This is a genomic window from Streptomyces sp. NBC_01429, assembly GCF_036231945.1.
Classification (GTDB): domain Bacteria; phylum Actinomycetota; class Actinomycetes; order Streptomycetales; family Streptomycetaceae; genus Streptomyces.
The window spans coordinates 726,175-743,797 of sequence record NZ_CP109599.1 but is presented as its reverse complement, the minus strand read 5'-3'; the positions used below and the strand labels follow the sequence as shown (position 1 = coordinate 743,797).

General features: G+C 72.8%; 22 protein-coding genes. 8 read left to right on the top strand and 14 right to left on the bottom strand.

The genetic code is table 11. The features are described from left to right. Nucleotides 1–19: 19 nt before the first annotated feature. The 5 genes from OG627_RS03185 to OG627_RS03165 all read right to left on the bottom strand — a co-directional run bounded on the left by OG627_RS03185 (nucleotide 20) and on the right by OG627_RS03165 (nucleotide 4,994). Nucleotides 20–1,123: a serine hydrolase domain-containing protein gene (locus OG627_RS03185; protein WP_329061176.1), complete on the bottom strand. Its 1,104-nt coding sequence runs from the start codon at nucleotides 1,121–1,123 to the stop codon at nucleotides 20–22. Next, on the bottom strand, nucleotides 1,120–2,064 hold the full coding sequence (locus tag OG627_RS03180; protein WP_329061174.1) for a DUF6895 family protein: 945 nt from the start codon (nucleotides 2,062–2,064) through the stop codon (nucleotides 1,120–1,122). The genes OG627_RS03185 and OG627_RS03180 overlap by 4 nt, the downstream gene beginning before the upstream one ends. Beyond that, nucleotides 2,064–2,822 (bottom strand): hypothetical protein, encoded by a 759-nt coding sequence (locus OG627_RS03175; RefSeq protein WP_329061172.1) that lies wholly within the window; start codon nucleotides 2,820–2,822, stop codon nucleotides 2,064–2,066. Before OG627_RS03175 ends, OG627_RS03180 begins: the two co-directional genes overlap by 1 nt. Continuing rightward, complete coding sequence (locus OG627_RS03170) at nucleotides 2,819–2,992, bottom strand: hypothetical protein (RefSeq protein ID WP_329061170.1); 174 nt, start codon at nucleotides 2,990–2,992, stop codon at nucleotides 2,819–2,821. Before OG627_RS03170 ends, OG627_RS03175 begins: the two co-directional genes overlap by 4 nt. A gap of 106 nt (nucleotides 2,993–3,098) precedes the next feature. Further along, nucleotides 3,099–4,994 carry an APC family permease gene (locus OG627_RS03165; RefSeq protein ID WP_443073602.1) on the bottom strand — a complete coding sequence of 632 codons (1,896 nt, stop codon included), beginning with the start codon at nucleotides 4,992–4,994 and terminating at the stop codon, nucleotides 3,099–3,101. Nucleotides 4,995–5,673: 679 nt separating this feature from the next. On the opposite strand from OG627_RS03165, the gene OG627_RS03160 reads away from it, so the two are divergent. Together OG627_RS03160 and OG627_RS03155 are read left to right on the top strand one after the other, a co-directional pair. Beyond that, complete coding sequence (locus OG627_RS03160) at nucleotides 5,674–6,063, top strand: hypothetical protein (protein WP_329061168.1); 390 nt, start codon at nucleotides 5,674–5,676, stop codon at nucleotides 6,061–6,063. A 174-nt stretch (nucleotides 6,064–6,237) separates the two neighbouring features. Then, nucleotides 6,238–6,744, top strand: a complete 507-nt coding sequence (locus OG627_RS03155) for an ATP-binding protein (protein ID WP_329061166.1) — start codon at nucleotides 6,238–6,240, stop codon at nucleotides 6,742–6,744. A gap of 1 nt (nucleotide 6,745) precedes the next feature. Here the strand turns inward: OG627_RS03155 and OG627_RS03150 are convergent, their stop codons facing one another. Continuing rightward, the gene (locus OG627_RS03150; RefSeq protein ID WP_329072310.1) at nucleotides 6,746–7,225 is read right to left on the bottom strand and encodes a DUF5709 domain-containing protein; all 480 of its coding nucleotides are present in this window, start codon (nucleotides 7,223–7,225) and stop codon (nucleotides 6,746–6,748) included. Between the two features lie 343 nt (nucleotides 7,226–7,568). Between OG627_RS03150 and OG627_RS03145 the strand changes: the two genes are divergently transcribed. The 3 genes from OG627_RS03145 (at nucleotide 7,569) to OG627_RS03135 (ending at nucleotide 9,314) form a co-directional block, all read left to right on the top strand. Then, entirely contained in the window at nucleotides 7,569–7,907 is a 339-nt protein-coding gene (locus tag OG627_RS03145) for a WhiB family transcriptional regulator (RefSeq protein ID WP_329072308.1), read from the top strand. A gap of 69 nt (nucleotides 7,908–7,976) precedes the next feature. Then, entirely contained in the window at nucleotides 7,977–8,942 is a 966-nt protein-coding gene (locus tag OG627_RS03140; protein WP_329061164.1) for a pirin family protein, read from the top strand. Between the two features lie 78 nt (nucleotides 8,943–9,020). Continuing rightward, on the top strand, nucleotides 9,021–9,314 hold the full coding sequence (locus OG627_RS03135) for an ATP-binding protein (RefSeq protein ID WP_329061162.1): 294 nt from the start codon (nucleotides 9,021–9,023) through the stop codon (nucleotides 9,312–9,314). Here OG627_RS03135 and OG627_RS03130 read toward each other — a convergent pair. Next, nucleotides 9,280–10,377, bottom strand: a complete 1,098-nt coding sequence (locus OG627_RS03130; RefSeq protein WP_329061161.1) for a sodium-dependent transporter — start codon at nucleotides 10,375–10,377, stop codon at nucleotides 9,280–9,282. The two genes, OG627_RS03135 and OG627_RS03130, sit on opposite strands and share 35 nt — an antisense overlap. Nucleotides 10,378–10,481: 104 nt before the next feature. Here OG627_RS03130 and OG627_RS03125 point away from each other — a divergent pair, with 104 nt between their 5' ends. Next, a complete protein-coding gene (locus tag OG627_RS03125; RefSeq protein WP_329061159.1) occupies nucleotides 10,482–11,312 on the top strand; it encodes a COG4705 family protein in 831 nt (276 codons plus the stop codon). Here the strand turns inward: OG627_RS03125 and OG627_RS03120 are convergent. From OG627_RS03120 to OG627_RS03100, 5 genes are read right to left on the bottom strand one after another with little or no spacing between them, the layout of a single operon-like run. Further along, entirely contained in the window at nucleotides 11,293–12,660 is a 1,368-nt protein-coding gene (locus tag OG627_RS03120; RefSeq protein ID WP_329061157.1) for a sensor histidine kinase, read from the bottom strand. The two genes, OG627_RS03125 and OG627_RS03120, sit on opposite strands and share 20 nt — an antisense overlap. Continuing rightward, a complete protein-coding gene (locus OG627_RS03115) occupies nucleotides 12,657–13,322 on the bottom strand; it encodes a response regulator transcription factor (protein ID WP_329061156.1) in 666 nt (221 codons plus the stop codon). Before OG627_RS03115 ends, OG627_RS03120 begins: the two co-directional genes overlap by 4 nt. Beyond that, the gene (locus OG627_RS03110; RefSeq protein ID WP_329061154.1) at nucleotides 13,319–13,966 is read right to left on the bottom strand and encodes a phosphatase PAP2 family protein; all 648 of its coding nucleotides are present in this window, start codon (nucleotides 13,964–13,966) and stop codon (nucleotides 13,319–13,321) included. Before OG627_RS03110 ends, OG627_RS03115 begins: the two co-directional genes overlap by 4 nt. Next, nucleotides 13,963–14,568: a phosphatase PAP2 family protein gene (locus tag OG627_RS03105; RefSeq protein WP_329061152.1), complete on the bottom strand. Its 606-nt coding sequence runs from the start codon at nucleotides 14,566–14,568 to the stop codon at nucleotides 13,963–13,965. The genes OG627_RS03110 and OG627_RS03105 overlap by 4 nt, the downstream gene beginning before the upstream one ends. Continuing rightward, entirely contained in the window at nucleotides 14,568–15,236 is a 669-nt protein-coding gene (locus OG627_RS03100; RefSeq protein ID WP_329061150.1) for a DedA family protein, read from the bottom strand. Before OG627_RS03100 ends, OG627_RS03105 begins: the two co-directional genes overlap by 1 nt. Before the next feature lie 117 nt (nucleotides 15,237–15,353). Here OG627_RS03100 and OG627_RS03095 point away from each other — a divergent pair, with 117 nt between their 5' ends. After that, a complete protein-coding gene (locus tag OG627_RS03095; RefSeq protein ID WP_329061148.1) occupies nucleotides 15,354–15,728 on the top strand; it encodes a BlaI/MecI/CopY family transcriptional regulator in 375 nt (124 codons plus the stop codon). Beyond that, nucleotides 15,725–16,201: a hypothetical protein gene (locus OG627_RS03090; RefSeq protein ID WP_329061146.1), complete on the top strand. Its 477-nt coding sequence runs from the start codon at nucleotides 15,725–15,727 to the stop codon at nucleotides 16,199–16,201. The genes OG627_RS03095 and OG627_RS03090 overlap by 4 nt, the downstream gene beginning before the upstream one ends. Before the next feature lie 7 nt (nucleotides 16,202–16,208). Here the strand turns inward: OG627_RS03090 and OG627_RS03085 are convergent, their stop codons facing one another. Beyond that, nucleotides 16,209–17,090, bottom strand: a complete 882-nt coding sequence (locus OG627_RS03085; protein WP_329061144.1) for an IS3 family transposase — start codon at nucleotides 17,088–17,090, stop codon at nucleotides 16,209–16,211. Continuing rightward, nucleotides 17,090–17,401, bottom strand: a complete 312-nt coding sequence (locus OG627_RS03080) for a transposase (protein WP_329061142.1) — start codon at nucleotides 17,399–17,401, stop codon at nucleotides 17,090–17,092. The genes OG627_RS03085 and OG627_RS03080 overlap by 1 nt, the downstream gene beginning before the upstream one ends. Nucleotides 17,402–17,623: the final 222 nt, after the last annotated feature.

Below are 17,623 nucleotides of genomic sequence, written 5' to 3'. Positions count from 1 at the left end.
TTGAGGGGGAACCCTTGGATCAGCTCGGGGTCGACAGCGCGCGCAGCACGGAGTAGGCGCTCTGGATGAAGCTCCCGTCGGCGGCCGGCCCCGTGTTCGCCAGGGCGACCACAGCGGTCCTGCGCGTCGGACAGAATCCGGCGAACGCGCTGAACCCGCGCGTGCCGCCGGAGTGGTGGTAGAGGTCGCCGCCCGGCCGGACCCGGATGTTCCAGACCAGCCCCAGCCGCCGGGCGCCGCCCCCCAGCGCGAGCCGGGGGCGCGTGACATCGGCCAGTGCCGCCCGCAGCCCACCGTCCCCCGGCGCCCCCGCCGGGTCGGTCAGCGCGTCGAGCAGCGTGAGCAGGTCGCGCGCGCAGGAGCGCGCCGCGCCGGCCCCGGCCAGCCCCGGGATCAGCCAGGGCGGCCGGGCCCGGCCGTGCCAGTAGCCGACCGCCCCCACGCCCTCCGCCGCGCACCCGGTACGGCGCAGTCCGAGCGGCGCCAGCACCCTGGCCGCGAGGAGTTCACCGTAGCCCCACCGCCCTCCCGGGCGGTCCGGCGCGGCCCGGACCAGCAGCTCACCGAGCAGCCCGACCCCGAAGTTGGAGTAGCGCACCCGCTCGCCCGGCCGTACGTGGGTACGGGTCCTGGCCAGGGAGCACAGCAGGTCGTCCGCGGAGAAGCCGGCGTACGGATTGCTGAACCACCGGGGCGCGGCGGCGGCGAGGAAGCCGGGCGGCAGCCGGGGCAGCCCCGAGGTGTGGGTGGCCAGATGGAGCGGGGTGATGGATCCGCCGGGAGTCCGGGGGAGCGCGCCGGACGGCAGGAACCGGGCGAGGGGATCGCCGTACGCCAGCTCGCCGCGCGCGACCTGTTCGGCGAGCAGCAGCGCGGTGAGGCACTTGGTGACCGAGCCGATCTCGAACGAAGTGTCGGCCGTGACGGGGACGCCGCCGCCGTGCGCCGTACCGCCGTGCGTCACGACGGCCCACCGCTCGCCCTGGCGCAGCGCGACGGCCACCCCGCTGGCGCCGCGCGCCGCCGCCGTGATCGCGGCGGCCGGAGCGCGGGCCCACTCGGCCGGCGGCGGCCGGTCCGGGGTCTTCACCTCGTACACCGTCCCGGTGACCCCCGCCGTCATGAGCGGGACCCGAGATTACGGGAGACGGCGAGGGTACCGGCGACGGCGGCGACCACGGTGGTGTGGTGGTGCGCGCCGAACCGCTCCCGGTCGTCGCCGGTGACCGGATGGCCGTCCCGGGGCATCAGCCCGTCCTCGTGCTGGATCCCGGCGAGCAGCTCCCAGACCGCCGGATCGCCCAGCGGCTCGGGCAGGCAGTTGTCCACGATCAGCAGCTCGGCCACCAGGTCCCATTCGCCGATCTCGGCCCAGATGTCGATCCACGCGGGCAGCCACTGGGTGAGGTACCGGCTGATGTCGTCGGGCAGCCGCGCGGGCAGCCGCCCCCAGTCGGTGATGTGGAAGACGGTGTGCGTCATGCTGTACGCGGTCAGCCAGTCGATCAGCCACGGTTCGGGCAGCGCCCCCAGCCAGGTCGCCGCCGTCAGCCCGGCCCAGTCCGCGTCCTCGGCGCGATCCCCCGCACCGCCCTCGCCCCGGTCGAAGCCGCTGATCCGGGCCGCGTTGGCGACCGCGAGACGCCGGTTGGGCAGGACCTCGGCCGCGCGGGCCGAGCGCAGCGAGGTGGTGTGCCGCAGCAACTGGTCCAGGCACTCGTGGCGGTAGCCGCAGCGGGCGTAGTGGGCGTAGGTCTCCAGCGGGTCGCTCATCATCGGGTAGCGCAGCAGCCGTTCGTGCAGCATGGAGCCGCCGCCGAGCTGCTTCCAGCCGAAGTCCAGCAGCTCGCGCGCCAGCCGGAGTTCGGTACTGCCTGCCACCGCCTCGCGCAGGACGAGCGAGGCGGCCAGGCCGGTCTCGCCCAGCGGTTTGTAGACGGTGTCGGGCTCGGCCAGCTCCGCCGTGCTGCCGGGCGGCAGCGCGCCCTGTTCCCGGTGCGTGTGGAGCCAGCCCAGCGCGCGCGTGGTGATGCGGTGGGCGTGCCGTGTGACGGAGATGGCCATCAGGTACCGGTCCGATCGGATGGTTCGTGCGCGGGCCGGCCGGTGAGCGTCCGGCGGGCGATCGCGGTGTCCAGCGCCGTCCGGTCACCGGCCGCCATCAGAGCGATGTGCTCCACCAGCGGCGCCGGGTCGAGCGGCAGCCCCACCCCCTCGGCGTGCAGCCAGGCCAGCCAGCGCGCGATGCGGGCGGCGGTGGGATAGTCCCGGCGCAGCGTGGCTCGGGTCGCCCCGCGCGCCAGTGCCAGGGGCGCGCGCCTGGCCGCTTCGTGCACCGGACCGTCCAGACCCGGGAGCGCCAGGGTGCACAACTGCCCCATCCGTACCGACCATGAGGCCCAGTCGGCACCGCCCCCGGCTGCGGGAGCGGCCGGCGGCTCCGCCGTGACTCCATCCGTGTCACGGCCGGTGAGTGCGGTCAGCAGGGTGACGGTGGCCCAGTCGCGCCACGCCATCAGCCAGGCCGCCTCGGGCCCGTCGGGCGGTGCGGGAACGCCGCCCGTCGCGGGCAGCGCGGTGAAGGACAGCGCGACGGCCTCCGCGTCCCGCGCGTGCAGCGCGGCGCCGGCCAGCAGGGCCGGGGCGAAGGCGTCGGCACCGACGATCCGGACGGCGGCCAGCGCCGCGCCGGGATCCGGTGAGCGCTCGACGTGTTCGGCGACCATGGCCGTACTCCCGGCGCCCTGGAGGGCGCCGAGAGTACGTCGTGCCAGGCCGGCCGCCGACACCTGATAGGAGGTCCGCGACCGGTCGCCGGTCACCGGTCCTTGGGCTCCTTCGGCGAGAGAAGGGCCAGCAGCAGCAGAACGCCGCCCGCTTCCGGCGCGTAGACCGGAGCGTCACTGACGGGGGCTTCGGGTTCGGCCATCGCCGTGCCCAGCGCCGTTGTGTCCAGGGTGAGTTCTTCCGGCCTGAAGGTCTGAGAAAGCATCGTCGGCTCCTCGGGTAGATGCCATGGCCCTGAGTGGGCCATGCCACGCATCACCCTAATATTCATCCGACAAACCGGCCATTTAAGGATGAGTTGGACATGTGGATCACGGGGTGGGCCGCCGTCCCTCCTGGATGTGGAAGGGGACGGTCGTCACCACGATCTTCGGCAGGTGTCGCAGCGCCCGCCGCAGCCGCCCCGCCAGCGGACTCTGGAGGATCCGGTGCCACCAGTGGCGCACGACGATCTCCGGGATGATGACCGTGATGGTCAGGTCCGGGCGCTGATGGTGCAGCGACTCGATATAGCTGATCAGCGGCGTCACGATCGCGCGGTACGGGGACACGACGATCCGCAGCGGAAGGTGGTCGCCCCACAGCAGCCATGCCTCGCGGAAGCGCTCCGCGTCCTCGTCGCTCGGGCTGACGTGCAGGGCGAGGACGGGCTGCTGGAGCGAGGCCGCGTACGCCAGCGCCCGCATGCTCGCCTGGTGCAGCGCGTCGACGGGCACGACGGAGAGATGGCGGATCTCCTCCGGGGTGTCCTCGGCCTCCGAGTCCGCTTCCTCCTCCGGCGCGGCCCCGTCACCCGCCGCCCGCCGGACGGGCGGCGCGGACCGCGCCGGGGTACAGGTGTCGGGCGGCGGCGAGAGCGTGCCGCTGGGGATCTCGATCGTCTGCGGATGCAGCCGCAGCGCCGCGGCCACCCTGTCGTAGTAGCGCCGGATCCGCGTGGTCACCAGCAGGAACCCGGTGACGGCCAGGATCGCGACCCAGGCGCCCTCGGTGAACTTCGTGATCCCGGCCGTGATGAAGACGAGCGCGGAGAGCAGCGCGCCGGTGGCGTTGAAACACAGGCTCTTGCGCCAGTGCCGGTCGCGCTTGCGCCACCAGTGCACCACCATGCCGCTCTGCGACAGCGTGAAGGCCAGGAACACCCCGACGGCGTACAGCGGGATCAGCGCGTCGGTCCTGCCCTCGAACGCGACATAGACCACAGCGGCCGCCACCGAGAGCAGGATGATCCCGTTGCTGAAGGCCAGCCGGTCTCCCAGCCGGGTGAAGATCCGCGGCGCGTGATTGTCCCGCGCCAGCAGGAACAGCACCCGGGGGAAGTCGTTGTACGCGGTGTTCGCCGCGAGCAGCAGCACCAGCGCCGTCGCCGCCTGGGTGAACACGTACAGCCCGCCGTCGCCGAAGCTGCGGTGCGCCAGCTGGGAGAGCACGGTCTCCCGCGACTGCGGCACGACGCCCTCCAGATGGACCATGGCGACCGTCCCGGCGAACATCGTCACCAGCAGCCCGATCATCCACGACAGCGTCGTCCTGGCGTTGCGCCAGGGGACCGGCTTGAACGCGGGGACGGCGTTGGAGATCGCCTCGATACCGGTCATCGCGGTGGAGCCGGAGGCGAACGCCCGCATCACCAGCAGCAGTCCGACGCCCTCGACCGCGTGCACCGGCGGCGTCGGTACGGGCTCGAAGCCGCGGCCCGCAGCGTGGTAGAGGCCGAACGCCACCAGCGCGGCGATCGCGATGATGAACGCGTACGTGGGCGCCGCGAACAGCGCGCCCGCCTGCCGGACGCCACGCAGATTCCCCGCCAGCAGCAGCGCGATGACCAGCACACCGATCAGAACGATATCGCCGCTCAGCCCGGGCAGCGCCGAGGTGACCGCGGCCATCCCCGACGACACCGAGACCGCGACGGTCAGGATGTAGTCCGTCATCAGCCCGGCCGCGGCCACCAGCCCCGGCACCCGCCCCAGATTGTCCGTGGCCACGATGTACGAGCCGCCGCCGTGCGGATAGGCCCGGATCGTCTGACGGTACGACAGCCCGACCGCCAGCATCAGGAAGACGATCGCCAGCGCCACCGGCGTCGCGTACGCCAGCCCCGCCGTGCCGGCGAGGACCAGCACCGTGACCAGCGCCTCCGGACCGTAGGCCACGGACGACAGCGCGTCCGCCGACAGCACCGGCAGCGCCACCAGCTTGCGCATCCGCTCCCGCGCGATCGCCGTACTCCGCAACGGCGCCCCCAGCACGGCCCGCCGCACCCGCGTACTGAACCCGCCGGGCGGCGCCGCCTCCCGCGCCTCCGCCGCGCGCCCGGCCGCCTCCGTACCACGCGCGGAACCTCTGCCCGCCGCCCCGACGAGCGGTGCGACCTTGACGAACCGGCCGAAGCGGGCCGGCACGATCTGCGCGGGCTCGGGGTAGCTGCCGACATCCGGATCCACCGGCAGAGCGTTCCGCCAGGCGTCGGGTTCGGCGGACACCCGCCCCCACTCCCGCCCCACCTGCCGCAGCAGCATGGACTGTTCCGCGTCGGGCCTCGGCACCGACACGGGCGGCGCCGCCGGATCGACCGGGCCGTGATCGCTTCTGCCGTCCTTGTTCCGGTCTCCCGGGGGCCCTTGGGTATCCGTCACGTCCGCGAGTCTCTTCGGCGGACCGTGCCACGGGTTTCACATCGGCCCGACGACACACGGACGGACCCTTCGACAACCCGTTCGGCCCTGCGGCCCCGGGCCGCAGAGGGAAGCGGCGGGGGAAGCCGCTGTCGGCCGGGCGGGCTCGCTCACCGCGCCCCGGCGCCGTACATCGGGAAGAATCCGGAGGGCGGCCCTCCCCTCGGGCGGCTCGACGAGGTGCCCGACAGCGAGAGGAGAGATCCCCATGAACAGTACGGATCAGGCCGACGGCGGACAGCGGCCCGTGGACGAGGTCGTGGTGGCGCTCAGCGGCGGCGCGAAGGAGGACGCACGCGAGGTGTTCGGCGCGCTGCGCACCGCGTACGGCTGCGACCGCGCGGCCGAGGACGTGCCCCAGGAGGCACCGGGGGGCCGTCCGATGGTCTGGATCGCCACGTTCGACGCGTCGGACGTACGGGCGAAGCCCCGCCCCGCGCGCCTCACGGCCCCGGTCGTCGCCACTCTCCAGGGCGGCTACGCGGCGGTGGAGAGCCTGCGCTCCAGCCTGGCCTCGGCGTTCGCCGTACGCGTGGTCGGTACGGCCTCCGGCGACCAGGAGGAGGAGCTGCAGCTGCGGCTGGAGAGCCGGCCGTAGCGCCCGGGGCGCGGGCACGGCCCGGCGCCCCCTGGTCCGTTCGTGTTGCGGCGGCACTCCGGGAGGCGCACGCTGGGGTGACCCAGAAGTGATGGCCGCTCACGCTTCGTGCTCGGGAGCCGTTGACGCACAACGTGGTGAAGACCGTGGGCCTTCCTGTGAGGAGACTTGCCCATGACCGTTCCACTCGTGCGTCACTACGTGGTGGAATCGCCCGCCTCGCCGGAGCGCGTACCGCGCCTGAGGCGCATCGTCGTCGCGCATCTGCGGTACTGGAGACTGGAGTTGGAGGTCGGGCCGGTGAGCGCGGGACTCGGCGCGCTGCTGGCCAACGTCCACCGCCATGTCGGCGAGGACACCCGGTGCGCGGTCGAACTGCGCTGGACCGGACGCCATCTCACGGTCTCGGTCGAGGACGAGGGGCCCCGGCTGCCCCGGCTGCTCAGCGCGGGCGGCGGCGGGCTCGCCCGGGTCGCCGCGCTCAGCGACAGCTGGGGCACCTGCGCCACGGACCGGGGAAAAGTCGTCTGGTTCACCAGGAGCGTGGCGACACCGCAGGACATACCGCGACGGCCGGCTCCACCGCTCACCCCGGTCGGTACGGTGTGCGGGCCGCCCGGGCGCCGCGCCGGCCACGAGCCCCTCACGACCGCGCACGGAGGGTTCAGCGCCCGGCCGTGACTCAGCCGGACCCGGGGCCGCCGTCCTGGTCGTCCGGATCGTCCGGGTCGTCCGGTACGAGATGCACCGCGGCCTCCTCCGCCGAGGCGGCGGCGCCGTCGATGCCGACATCGCTGGCGATCATGTCCTTCTCGGCGTCCTCGTGGGCGCCTTCGTCCGGCGCCACCAGCCGGCCCGAACGCTCGTCACCGACCTCGTCGTCCAGTTGCTCGCCCTCCCCGTACGGCAGATCCCCGATGCCGTCCCCGGCCGGGACGGCGTTGTCGGGCACCTCCTCGGCGAGGCGCTGGTCCAGGGACTCGCCCGCCAGCCGCTCGGCCGCCGTCGTCCCCGTGTGCTCCACGCCCAGCGGGCGTTCGGGCGGGGACCAGCCCTCGTCGAACGGGTCGGAGCCGCGGTCGACGAGGGTGTCCTCGGAGTCCAGGATGCCCTGGTCCTCGCCGATCTCGGCGTGGTCGGGCTGGTAGACCTCGTCTCCCATCGCCTCGCTCCTGTCGCCGCTCACGTCGTTCACCTCGTTCGCCACGTCCCGGTGTGCCGCGTACGGTGCCGCGCGGGCACCTGGCCCGGGGGCGATTCATCCGTCGGATCCACCCTCCCACCTCTCACCGGTGTGTCAAACGGCAGCTGAAACAGCACGTCAGCGCGGAGACGCCGGGCCCCGAAAGAGATGGCGCGGGCGGCGGAGACGGTGCGGAGGGGACTCGGAGGGGACACGTCCGGTGTTTCGATGTGTCCCGATCTGTTTCGTTCCGGGCCACGGGGTACGCGATACCCCACACACCGAGCGGAGGAGAAGACCCCTGATGACTGCGCGGCTGACCATGGCACAACTGGACACCGGCCAGGACGCCGACACCTGGCAGTGGCTGCGCGACGCGGCCTGCGTCGGCGCCGACCCGGAACTGTTCTTCCCCGTGGGCGATTCCGGGCCCGCCGTTCAGCAGGCCGAGCGGGCCAAGCAGGTCTGCCACAGCTGTCCGGTGGAGAGCCAGTGCCTCGAATGGGCGCTCAACACCGGCCGTACCACCGGAGTGTGGGGCGGTACGGACGAGGAGGAGCGCAGGCGGCTGCGGCGCCGCGCCGACCGGCGCCGCGGCGCGCAGGGCGGCCAGCCCCGCGGCTCCCGCCCGCCGGCCTCGGGCCGTTCGCGGCGGCCCTGAACGTTCCGGCTGAACCACCGGGCGGGATCGCCGGCCGGCCGGCCGCTCGCGGGAATAGGGTGGGGCGCCATGAGCAATCTTGATCGTCAGGCCGCCGTCACCGTCTGCGGCGGTCGCGGCTTCGTCGTCGCCGAGCCCGTACGGGAACTGCTGAGCCCCCGCCGGGTCCAGCTGGGCGAGTCCACCGAGGTCCGCAGGCTGCTGCCCAACCTCGGCCGCCGCATGGTCGGCGCCTGGGCCTTCGTCGACCACTACGGACCCGACGACATCGCGGACGAGCCCGGAATGCAGGTGCCGCCCCATCCGCACATGGGGCTCCAGACCGTCAGCTGGCTGCACGACGGGGAGGTGCTGCACCGCGACAGCCTGGGCAGCCTACAGACCGTACGCCCGCGCGAGCTGGGCCTGATGACGTCCGGCCGGGCGATCTCCCACTCCGAGGAGAGCCCCCGCGACCACGCCCGTCTCCTGCACGGCGCCCAGCTCTGGGTCGCCCTGCCCGAGGCCCACCGCCAGGTCGCCCCCCACTTCCAGCACCACACCGACCTCCCCGTCGTCACCGCCCCCGGCCTCACCGCCACCGTCATCCTGGGCGCCCTCGACGGAGCCGTCTCGCCGGGCACCGCCTACACCCCCCTCACCGGCGCCGACCTGACCCTGACCGCCGGCACCGAAGCCCGCCTGCCGCTCGAACCCGACTTCGAGTACGCCGTACTGTCCATGTCGGGCGAGGCGGAGGTCGACGGTGTCCCCGTACTGCCCGGCTCGATGCTCTACCTGGGCTGCGGCCGTACCGAACTCCCGCTCCGTGCCGTCTCCGACGCCGGCTTGATGCTTCTGGGGGGTGAGCCCTTCGAGGAGGAGATCGTCATGTTCTGGAACTGGATCGGACGGTCCCAGGAAGACATCGAGCAGGCCCGCGAGGACTGGACGAACGGCACCCGCTTCGGCGAGGTGAAGGGCTACGACGGCCCTCCGCTGCCGGCCCCCGAACTGCCCGCCACCCGACTGAAGGCGCGGGGAAGGGTGCGTTGACCCGCACTTATGCCGAAAACCAGGGGAGGCTGTGGCGACTGTGCAGGCATTCCGTTTTTGATCGGGAGGTCGTGTCCGATGCGGCCTCTGAAGGACTGTCCCCCCGCAGGACGGCCGATCGATCGCGACGCCGACTGCGGGATGAGCCTGCGCGACCTCGGGTCCGCGCTCGCCCTCGATGTCGCCGACGAGGGCACGCACGCCCTCGACGCGAAGAGCCTCTTCGCACGCGGCGCGACCACGGGGCCCGGGTCGGGTATCGGGCTGGCCCTGGCGCGGGAGCTGGCCGGGGCCGCCGGGGCCCGCATCGCGCTGAGCGGGACCGCGCCGACCCGGTTCACGCTGCTGCTCTTGTTGTCCGGGCGCGCATGACCCGGTTGGCCGCGAGCTTCTGGAGCAGGCTGTAGGCGAGGACGGGCAGCAGGAGCTGCGGCCGGTCGGGCATCGCGGTGGTGATGAGCACGGCGCCCGCGCTGCTGTTGCTCATCCCGCAGGCCAGCGTGACGGACGTACCGGCGCGGGTCTCCAGCCGCAGGGCGTGGACGGCGAGGCGGCCCCAGGCGAAGGACAGCCCGCAGACGGCTGCGGCGGTGCACGCGCCCGCCGCGAGCAGCAGCGGGCGGGGGTGCGTGAGGAACTGCCCGATGGCGCCGCTGGCATTGACATAGGTGAGGGCGAGCGAGGCGAGCACCGCGCCGAGGGCCGCCGTGGGGAGTACGGCCCGCGTGACGGAGCCCGGCAGGACGAGGCGGCAGGCGATGCCGACGGCGCAGGGCAGCAGCACCCCGGTCAGGGCGAAGCCGCTTCCGGCTCCACGGGCCGCGGCCGACAGGGTGTGCGCGTATTCCGTGCTGAGCAGGGGCGTCAGGGCGCCGACCGTGGCCGGGACGGTGAGCGGGCTGATGAGTGTGGAGACGATGACCAGTCCCAGTATCGTCGGCTCGTCCCCGCGTCCCCCGCCGCTCCACACGGTGGCTCCAGCGGCCACCGGCATGGCGACGGTCAGGATCATCGCGGCGGTCATGCCGCTGCCGCCGTCAGCGTCGGGCGAACAGCGCAGCGCGAGCGCGATGCCCGGGATGATCAGCAGCGGCGCCGTCAGGTGGAGACCGAGGCCGACCAGCAGGATGCGGGGGCTGCGCAGCATGCGGGCCAGGGCGTTCGGGCAGGACCGCAGAGCGGCCGTGAAGAGGACGGAGGCAAGCAGGATCTGAGTGGTGTTGACGCCGACGCGCAGGTCCGCGCCCACAGTGAGGCCGTGGATGTGGCGCAGCCACAGACCCGGCGCGGGAAGGACCGCGGCGGCGGCGTAGGCCGCACAGGAGGCCCAGCCGAGCCGTCTGCGCAGGAACTCCAGGGGCCGGGACGCGGGATGTACGGGAGCGGAATCCACGGGCGCCGGATGTACGGGCCCAGGCTCGGTCGCGGTCGGCATGGCGGGGAGGCTATCCCCGCGGACGGGCCCGCCGGGCCGCATGAGCGGGCCGGGGCACACGTGCTCAGGATGTGTTCAGGTTGGGCCTGGCACCGTCTGGCTCCATGACATACGAGACGCAGCAGCCTCCCGCCACAGGGACGGCCACCGGCAGCGGCCCGGCCGGGGTGCGCTGGAACAAGGTCCCCGAAATCACCGCCTACTTCTGGGTGATCAAGGTGCTGTGCACCACGGTGGGCGAGACCGCGGCGGACTTCCTCAACGGCCGGCTGGGCATGGGGCTGACCGGTACCTCGCTGGTGATGGGCGCGTTTCTGGTCCTGGCCCTGATCGCGCAGTTCCGCACCACCACCTACCGGCCCGGCGTGTACTGGCTGGTCGTGGTGCTGGTCAGCGTCGTGGGCACGCTGATCACCGACAACCTGACGGACAACCTGGGCGTTCCGCTGGAGGCCACGACCGCCGTGTTCGCGGTGGCACTGGCGGCCGCGTTCCTCATCTGGTTCAAGACGGAAGGGACGTTGTCGATCCGTCGCATCGACTCGGCGCGCCGCGAGGCGTTCTACTGGGCGGCGGTGCTGCTCACCTTCGCTCTGGGCACGGCCGTCGGCGACCTGGTGGCGGAGCAGCTGTCCCTGGGCTACTGGGTGGCGGCACTGCTGTTCGGCATCCTGATCGCGGCGGTCGCCCTGGCCCACTACGCCATGGGGCTGGGCGCGGTGCTGAGCTTCTGGACGGTCTACGTCCTCACCCGGCCGCTGGGCGCGTCGGTGGGCGACTTCCTCTCGCAGCCGACCGACGAAGGCGGCCTTGGCCTGGGCACGGTGATCACGAGCGCGCTGTTCCTGGTCGTGATCCTCGCCCTCGTGGTGTTCCTGGCCGTGACGCGGCGTGACGTGACGAAGCAGGAGCAGGTCACCCAGCCGGCAGTGTGACGACGAACCGGGCCCCGGGAGCGTGGCGTTCGTCATGGCGGACGTCTCCGTCGGCGGAGCGGGCCAGGCGTCGTGCGAGCGGCAGCCCCAGGCCGGCTCCGCCGTGCCCGTCGCCAGGATCGGCCCGCCGCCCCGGGTGGAACAGGTCCGGGATGAAGGCCGGGGGCACGCCCGGACCGTCGTCGCTCACTTCGACGACCACGCTCCCCTCCTCCCGGCGGGCCACCACCCGGACGCTGGAGCGGGCATAGCGCAGGGCGTTGTCCAGCAACGGGCTCACCGTGCGCTCGAGCACAGCGGCCGGTACACCGGCCGTCAGGCCCTCGGCGGCTTCAACCTCGACCGTCTCGGATGCGGAGGAACGCCCTGCGAGGCGGAGCAGTACGGCCAGCACCTCGGTAGTGCCGGGCAGCGGGGCGCCGGCGCCGCGGGCGTCGTCGAGCAGGGTGTCGCAGATCGTCCGCATCGACTGTGCGGCGTCGGTGATCGCCGCGCAGGCCAGTTCCGTCTCGACGGTTGTGCGGGGCCGGGCGCGCCACCAGTCGAGTTCGGCGATGATCCGGGCGAGCGGGTTGCGCAGTTCGTGGGAGAGCTCCCTGGTCAGCTGCTGTTCGTGGCGCAGCCCTGCCCGGATGCGGTCCAGCAGGGCGTCCAGGGAGGTGCCCAGCCGGGCGAGTTCGGCCGGGCGGGCGCTGCCGCCGAAGCGGTCGGCGGCGGCCAGCGCGCTCCAGGCGGTGGCCTGGTCGGTCATCGTGCGGACGGGGCGCAGGGCCCGTCCCACGGCGAGGCGCGTCAGTACGTAGGTGCAGGCGAGCATGGCCGCGTCGAGGCCGAGGGACGCGTACAGCACGGTGTCCGCCGAGCTGCGGTAGGGGGCGAGGCCGAGGGCGGTGACCACGGCCGCCCGGGCGGGCCCGGGGCCGGGGACGGGCTGGGTGCACAGCCGTACAGGCTCCGCGCTGTCCAGAGTGACGCAGCGGCGGCCGCCGCCGGCGGCGAGGGCGTCGGCGGCCCGGGTGAGCGGCCCGTCGACGGCGGCGGGCGGCGCTTCGAGCCGCTCGGACCCGGCGTAGATCCACACGTCGGCGTCGAGCAGGTCGTCGTGCGGTACTTCCACGACACGGGCGGTGGCGCCGGTGGTGTCCACGGTCGCGGCGACGGCGGCGGCCCGGGTGTGCAGATGGTCGTCGGCCTGCTGCTGGAGCCGCTGGCGGACGACTCCGTTGAAGGCGACGGTCAGGACGACCATCAGGAGGGCGGCGGCGGTGACGGCGACCAGGGCGAGCCGCCCGCGCAGGGTGTTCGGCCCCGGACGGTGCGGGAGTAGCCTCGCGACGCGCGTCCTCACGAGAGCCGGTGTCCCATGCCGCGACTGGTCGTGAGGGTCAGGGCGCTGCCCGCGGTGCGCAGTTTGCGGCGCAGGCGGCTCAGGTACTGGTCGAGGGTGTTGTCGGTGACCCGGGCCCCTTCCGGCCAGCCGGCCCGGAGCAGCTCGCGGCGCTGTACGAGGCCTCCGGCCGAGGCGATGAGCGCGGCCAGCAGCCGGAACTCGGTCGGGGTGAGGTCGACGGGCTGCCCCGCGGCGGTGCAGGTGAAGCGCACCGGGTCGAGCACCAGGTCCCCGGTCGTGGCCGGGACGCCGGGGCCGGCCCGTCTCAGAGCCGCGCGCAGGCGGGCGGCGAGCTCGGCCAGGTGGAACGGCTTGGCCAGATAGTCGTCGCCGCCCGCGGAGAATCCGGAGAGCCGGTCGGCGATCCCGTGGTGGGCCGTGAGGAAGACGACGGGGGCAAGGTATCCGTTGGCCCGCAGAGCCTGGCACACGTCGCGGCCGTCCGCGTCCGGCAGCCCGACGTCCAGGACGATCGCGTCGAAGCCGTTCGCGGCGAGGCGCAGCGCGCTCGCACCGTCCTGGGCCGGCATCGCCTCGAAACCCTCGTCCCGCAGGCCACGCAGGAGTACGTCGCGCAGGGCGTGATCGTCCTCCACGACGAGGACGCGCCGCCCGGTCACCGTACGGTTTCCCGCGTACGCCACAGGTACGCGCAGGCGGCCAGGGCCAGCCATGCCGTGGCGAACAGCCAGCCGCCGAGCACGTCGCTGAACCAGTGCACGCCGAGATACACCCGGGTCAGGCCCACGGCCGCGCCCCAGACGCCGATCAGGACGGCAGCCAGCCGTGGGACGCGAGGGCCGCGGAGCAGCAGGGCGGCGATCAGGAGGCCCGCGGTCATCGCGCCGGTGGTGGCGTGACCGGAGGGGAAGGACCACCCCGAGGCGTGCGTCGCCCAGTCGGCGAGCGGCGGCCGGGGGCGGGCGATCAGCATCATGACCGCGTACCGCAGGGCCTGGCCCGCGCCGAGGCAGAGGGCGAGCGCGGCGGCGGTGATGACACGCTGCCGGGTGGTGCGGCCCACGGACAGACCCGCCAGGATGACCGCCGCGAAAGGGATGGCCCCGGAGCCGGTGGCGGTGACCGCGCGCGACAGGGCCAGGGCGGGACCGGGCCGGTGCGCCAGCGACCAGGTGTGCAGCGCAGCGTCGCCGGGCAGCAGCCCATGCGGCGCGTGGAACACCGCTACGGCGAGCAGGGCGAAGGCGGCCGACGCGGCCAGGGCCGCCCAGCCGCACAGGCGGGCGGCCCTGTGGCGGGTCACGCCGCGGCCAGCAGCGGGCGCAGCGGGCCGTCCTTCAGCCGGGCCGCGAGCTCACTCTGCTTGCGCCGCACCGCCCAGGTGGCGAGGAGGGCGACGAGGGCGCCGACAGCGAACCCGACGAGGACATCGTGCGGGTAGTGCACGCCCACCCAGACCCGCGAGGCCGCCATCAGGACCGCCGCCGCCAGGGCGATCAAACCCACGCGGCGCGATACGAGGAGCAGCGCGAAGGCCGCAGCCGAGGCGAGGGCGGCATGGTTGCTGGGGAAGGACCAGTCACCGGCCGCCGGGCACGCTTCGAGGGTGACCACGCTCAGCTGCTGGCAGGGCCGGTCCTCACGGACGGCCAGTTTCAGAAGGGAGTCGATGCCGAAGGCGAGGACGGTGACGAGCGGGACCGCGAGAGCGGTGACCGCCGCCGGGGTGCCCGCGCGGCGGGCCTGCCACCAGGCGAGGAGCATCAGCAGCGCGAAGACGCCCAGCCCGTAGGCCGACCAGCCGGTGATCAGGCTGTCGACCCAACCGGGGGCCCGGTGGGCGAGGTCGACGATCTCGCGGTAGGCGGGGCCGTCGATGGCCGAGCCGTCGTACGGGGGAGTCATCAAGCGGATCCGTTCTGGTGCCTGCCGGCCCTCCGGGAGCGGAGCAGTTCGATCGCCAGCGGCAGCAGGGACACCGCGACGATGAGGGCGACGATCGGCAGCAGGTACCGGTCAACGTTGGGGATGGAGGAGCCGAGCGCGTAACCGGCCAGCACCAGGCCCACCGTCCACACCAGCCCGCCGGCCACCTGCCACAGGGTGAAGACGCGGGCCGGGATGTTCAGCGCCCCGGCGAGCGGGTTCAAGACCGTGCGCACCACGGGCACGAAGCGGGCCAGCACGATCGCCTTGGCGTGCCCGTAGCGTTCCAGCAACTCCTGCGCGCGCTCGGCGCCCTCGTGCAGGCGCTTGGACCTGCTCCGGGACAGGACCGCTCCGCCCGCCCGGCGCCCGATGAGGTATCCGACCTGGGCGCCGGTCAGCGCACCGGCCACCGAAGCCGCAAGGACCCAGGGCAGGGATAGCGTCGCAGCCTTGTCCGCGGAGCCCGCGCACAGCAGGCCCGCGGTGAAGAGCAGGGAGTCGCCTGGCAGGAAGAAGCCGACCAGCAGTCCCGTCTCGGCGAACATCACCACCGCGATGCCCAGGACACCGAAGGTCGCCAGTAGCGACTGGGCATCGAGGAGGTTCACCGCTAGCGACGATGCGGCGAGGACGGATAGGGCCATGAGTGGGTGGCCTCTCGCTGAATGCGGGCAGGGGACAGCCGGATGGAACAACCGATCGACTACAGTCACGTAGACGGTCTACTGAACTGTAGACGATGCGGAGATGGGGAGAAGGTAATGGCCGAGGGTGCTGCCGAGCGCAGGGGGGCCGGTGAGCTGGAGGCGAGCGTGCTCGCGGCGCTCTGGGCCGCGGACGGGCCCCGGACCGCCGGGCAGGTGCAGCGCGGCCTGCCGGTGGAGTTGGCCCGCACGACTGTGACGACGATCCTGTCCCGCCTCTTCGAGAAGGGGACCGTCGGCAGGGAACGCTCCGGTCGCGGATTCGCCTACTTCCCCGTCCAGGACGCCCACGGCCTGACCGCCCGGCGCATGCACCACGAACTCGACAAGGACACCGACCGCCAGACCGTGCTGGCACGGTTCGTCTCCGATCTGGGCCCCAAGGACGAGCGCATACTGCGCGACCTCCTGGAAAGCGGTGGCGGCCGGTGATCACCGCGCTGCTCGTGCCGCTGCTGATGCCGTTCGCGGCGCCGGCGCTCACTCGGTGTGCGGTTCCGCGCCTTCGGCCGACGGCCGCGCTGTGGGCGCTGACCGCGACGGCGTGCGTGTTGGCGGGCGGCTGGCTGGCCGCGCTCGGCGGCCTGCTCCTCGCCGGCGCGCTCACCGTGTCCGCCTTGGCCCGCCTCGGCCACCTGATCCGCCCCCTGGACTTCGCGCCCGTCGTGGTCGCTTATCCGGCGACCGCACTCGCCGTCGGCGCCCTCGCTGTCTGCGCGTACGCCATGCCCCGGTCGGCCCTGAGCCAGCTCCGCCAGTACCGCACCGCGCACGCACAGCTGCAAAACGCCCCCACCGCGGGAGACCTCAGCGTCCTGGACCGCCCAGAAGCCGATGCCTACGCCCTTCCGGGGAACCCTGGGCGCATCGTGGTGAGCTGTACTGAGTTTCGTGGAGTCCAATGATCTTGTTTCAGGCGGGCTGCGGGGCTTGTCCCAGGCTCTGCCAGAAGTCCCGTTCGTACTCGGCGGGCGGTACGTAATCGAGAGCGGAGTGGAGACGCTCTTCGTTGTACCACGTGACCCATTGGAAGATCGCTCGCTCGACCTGGCCGACGTCCCGCCAGGGACCCTGCATTTCGATCAACTCAGCTTTGAAGGTGCCGTTCAGCGCCTCGGCCATGGCGTTGTCGTACGAGTCCGCGATGGAACCGACCGACGCGGAGGCGCCGGTGTCCGACAGCCGGTCCGTGTAGCGAATTGATACGTATTGCGACCCCCTGTCGGAGTGGTGGACCAGGCCGGAGCCCTTCTTGATCCGCCGACGCCGCAGCGCCATCTCCAGTGCTTCCAGAGGGAGTTCGGTCCGCATATGGTTCGCGATCCGCCAGCCGACGATCATGCGGGAGAACACGTCCAGGACGAAGGCGACGTAAGCCCAGCCGGACCAGGTTCTGACATAGGTCATGTCGGCGACCCAGAGCCGGTCGGGGCCGTCGGCGGTGAAGTCCCGGTCGACCAGGTCCGGCGGCCTCGGCGCCGACGGCTCGCTGACGGTGGTTCGCCGGCGCCGGCCGCGGACGACGCCCTCGATGCCGAGCTCGGCCATCAGCCGCTCGATCGTGCAGCGGGCCACCTCGATGCCACCGCGCCGCAGCGCGCGGGTGATCCTTCGGGCTCCGTAACTCCCGCCGGACTCGGCGTGGGTCTGCTCGATCATGGGCATGAGCTGTTCCTCCCGCGGTCGGCGGGCGGACTTCGGGCGCTTCTCGCGGGCGAAGTACGTCGACGGCGACAGGTCCAGCTCCCGGCAGACGGGATCGACCCCGAAGCCCTTCTCGCGCAGGTGGTCCATCACCTGCACGGCCTCGTCCGGGAACGGTCGATCCCCTGGGCACAAAACACCGAAGCGGCCTTCAGGATCTCATTGGCCCACCTCAACGCAGCGTTCTCCTCGCGGAGTTGCTTGAGTTCGTCGAGCCCGGCCGTACTCAGCCGGCCGTCGCGTTCACCGGCATCCGCCTCGGCCTGGCGGACCCAGCCGCGCAAGGCTTCCTCGCGGATGCCGAGGCCCTTCGCAACGTGCGCGACGGGACGGCCCGTGGCGCGGACCTCGCGGACCGCCCGCACACGCAGCTCATCGGGGTATTTCCGTGGTGCCGGCACTGATGTCGTTCCCCTTCACCAGGATCGGAACCCTGGCATCAGGGACTCCACGAATCTCAGTGCAGCTCACCCGAATATCGCGAACGAGGCGGTGCGCCGGCTCATTGAGCGGCCGACGATGTGAGCCTGCGTGAAGTCGCCCGCGTGGGAACAGATGCCGCGTAACCGGCCGAAGGGTCGTTGAAAAAGCCGCTGTTGCTCACTGAGCGAGTGATGCGTCCC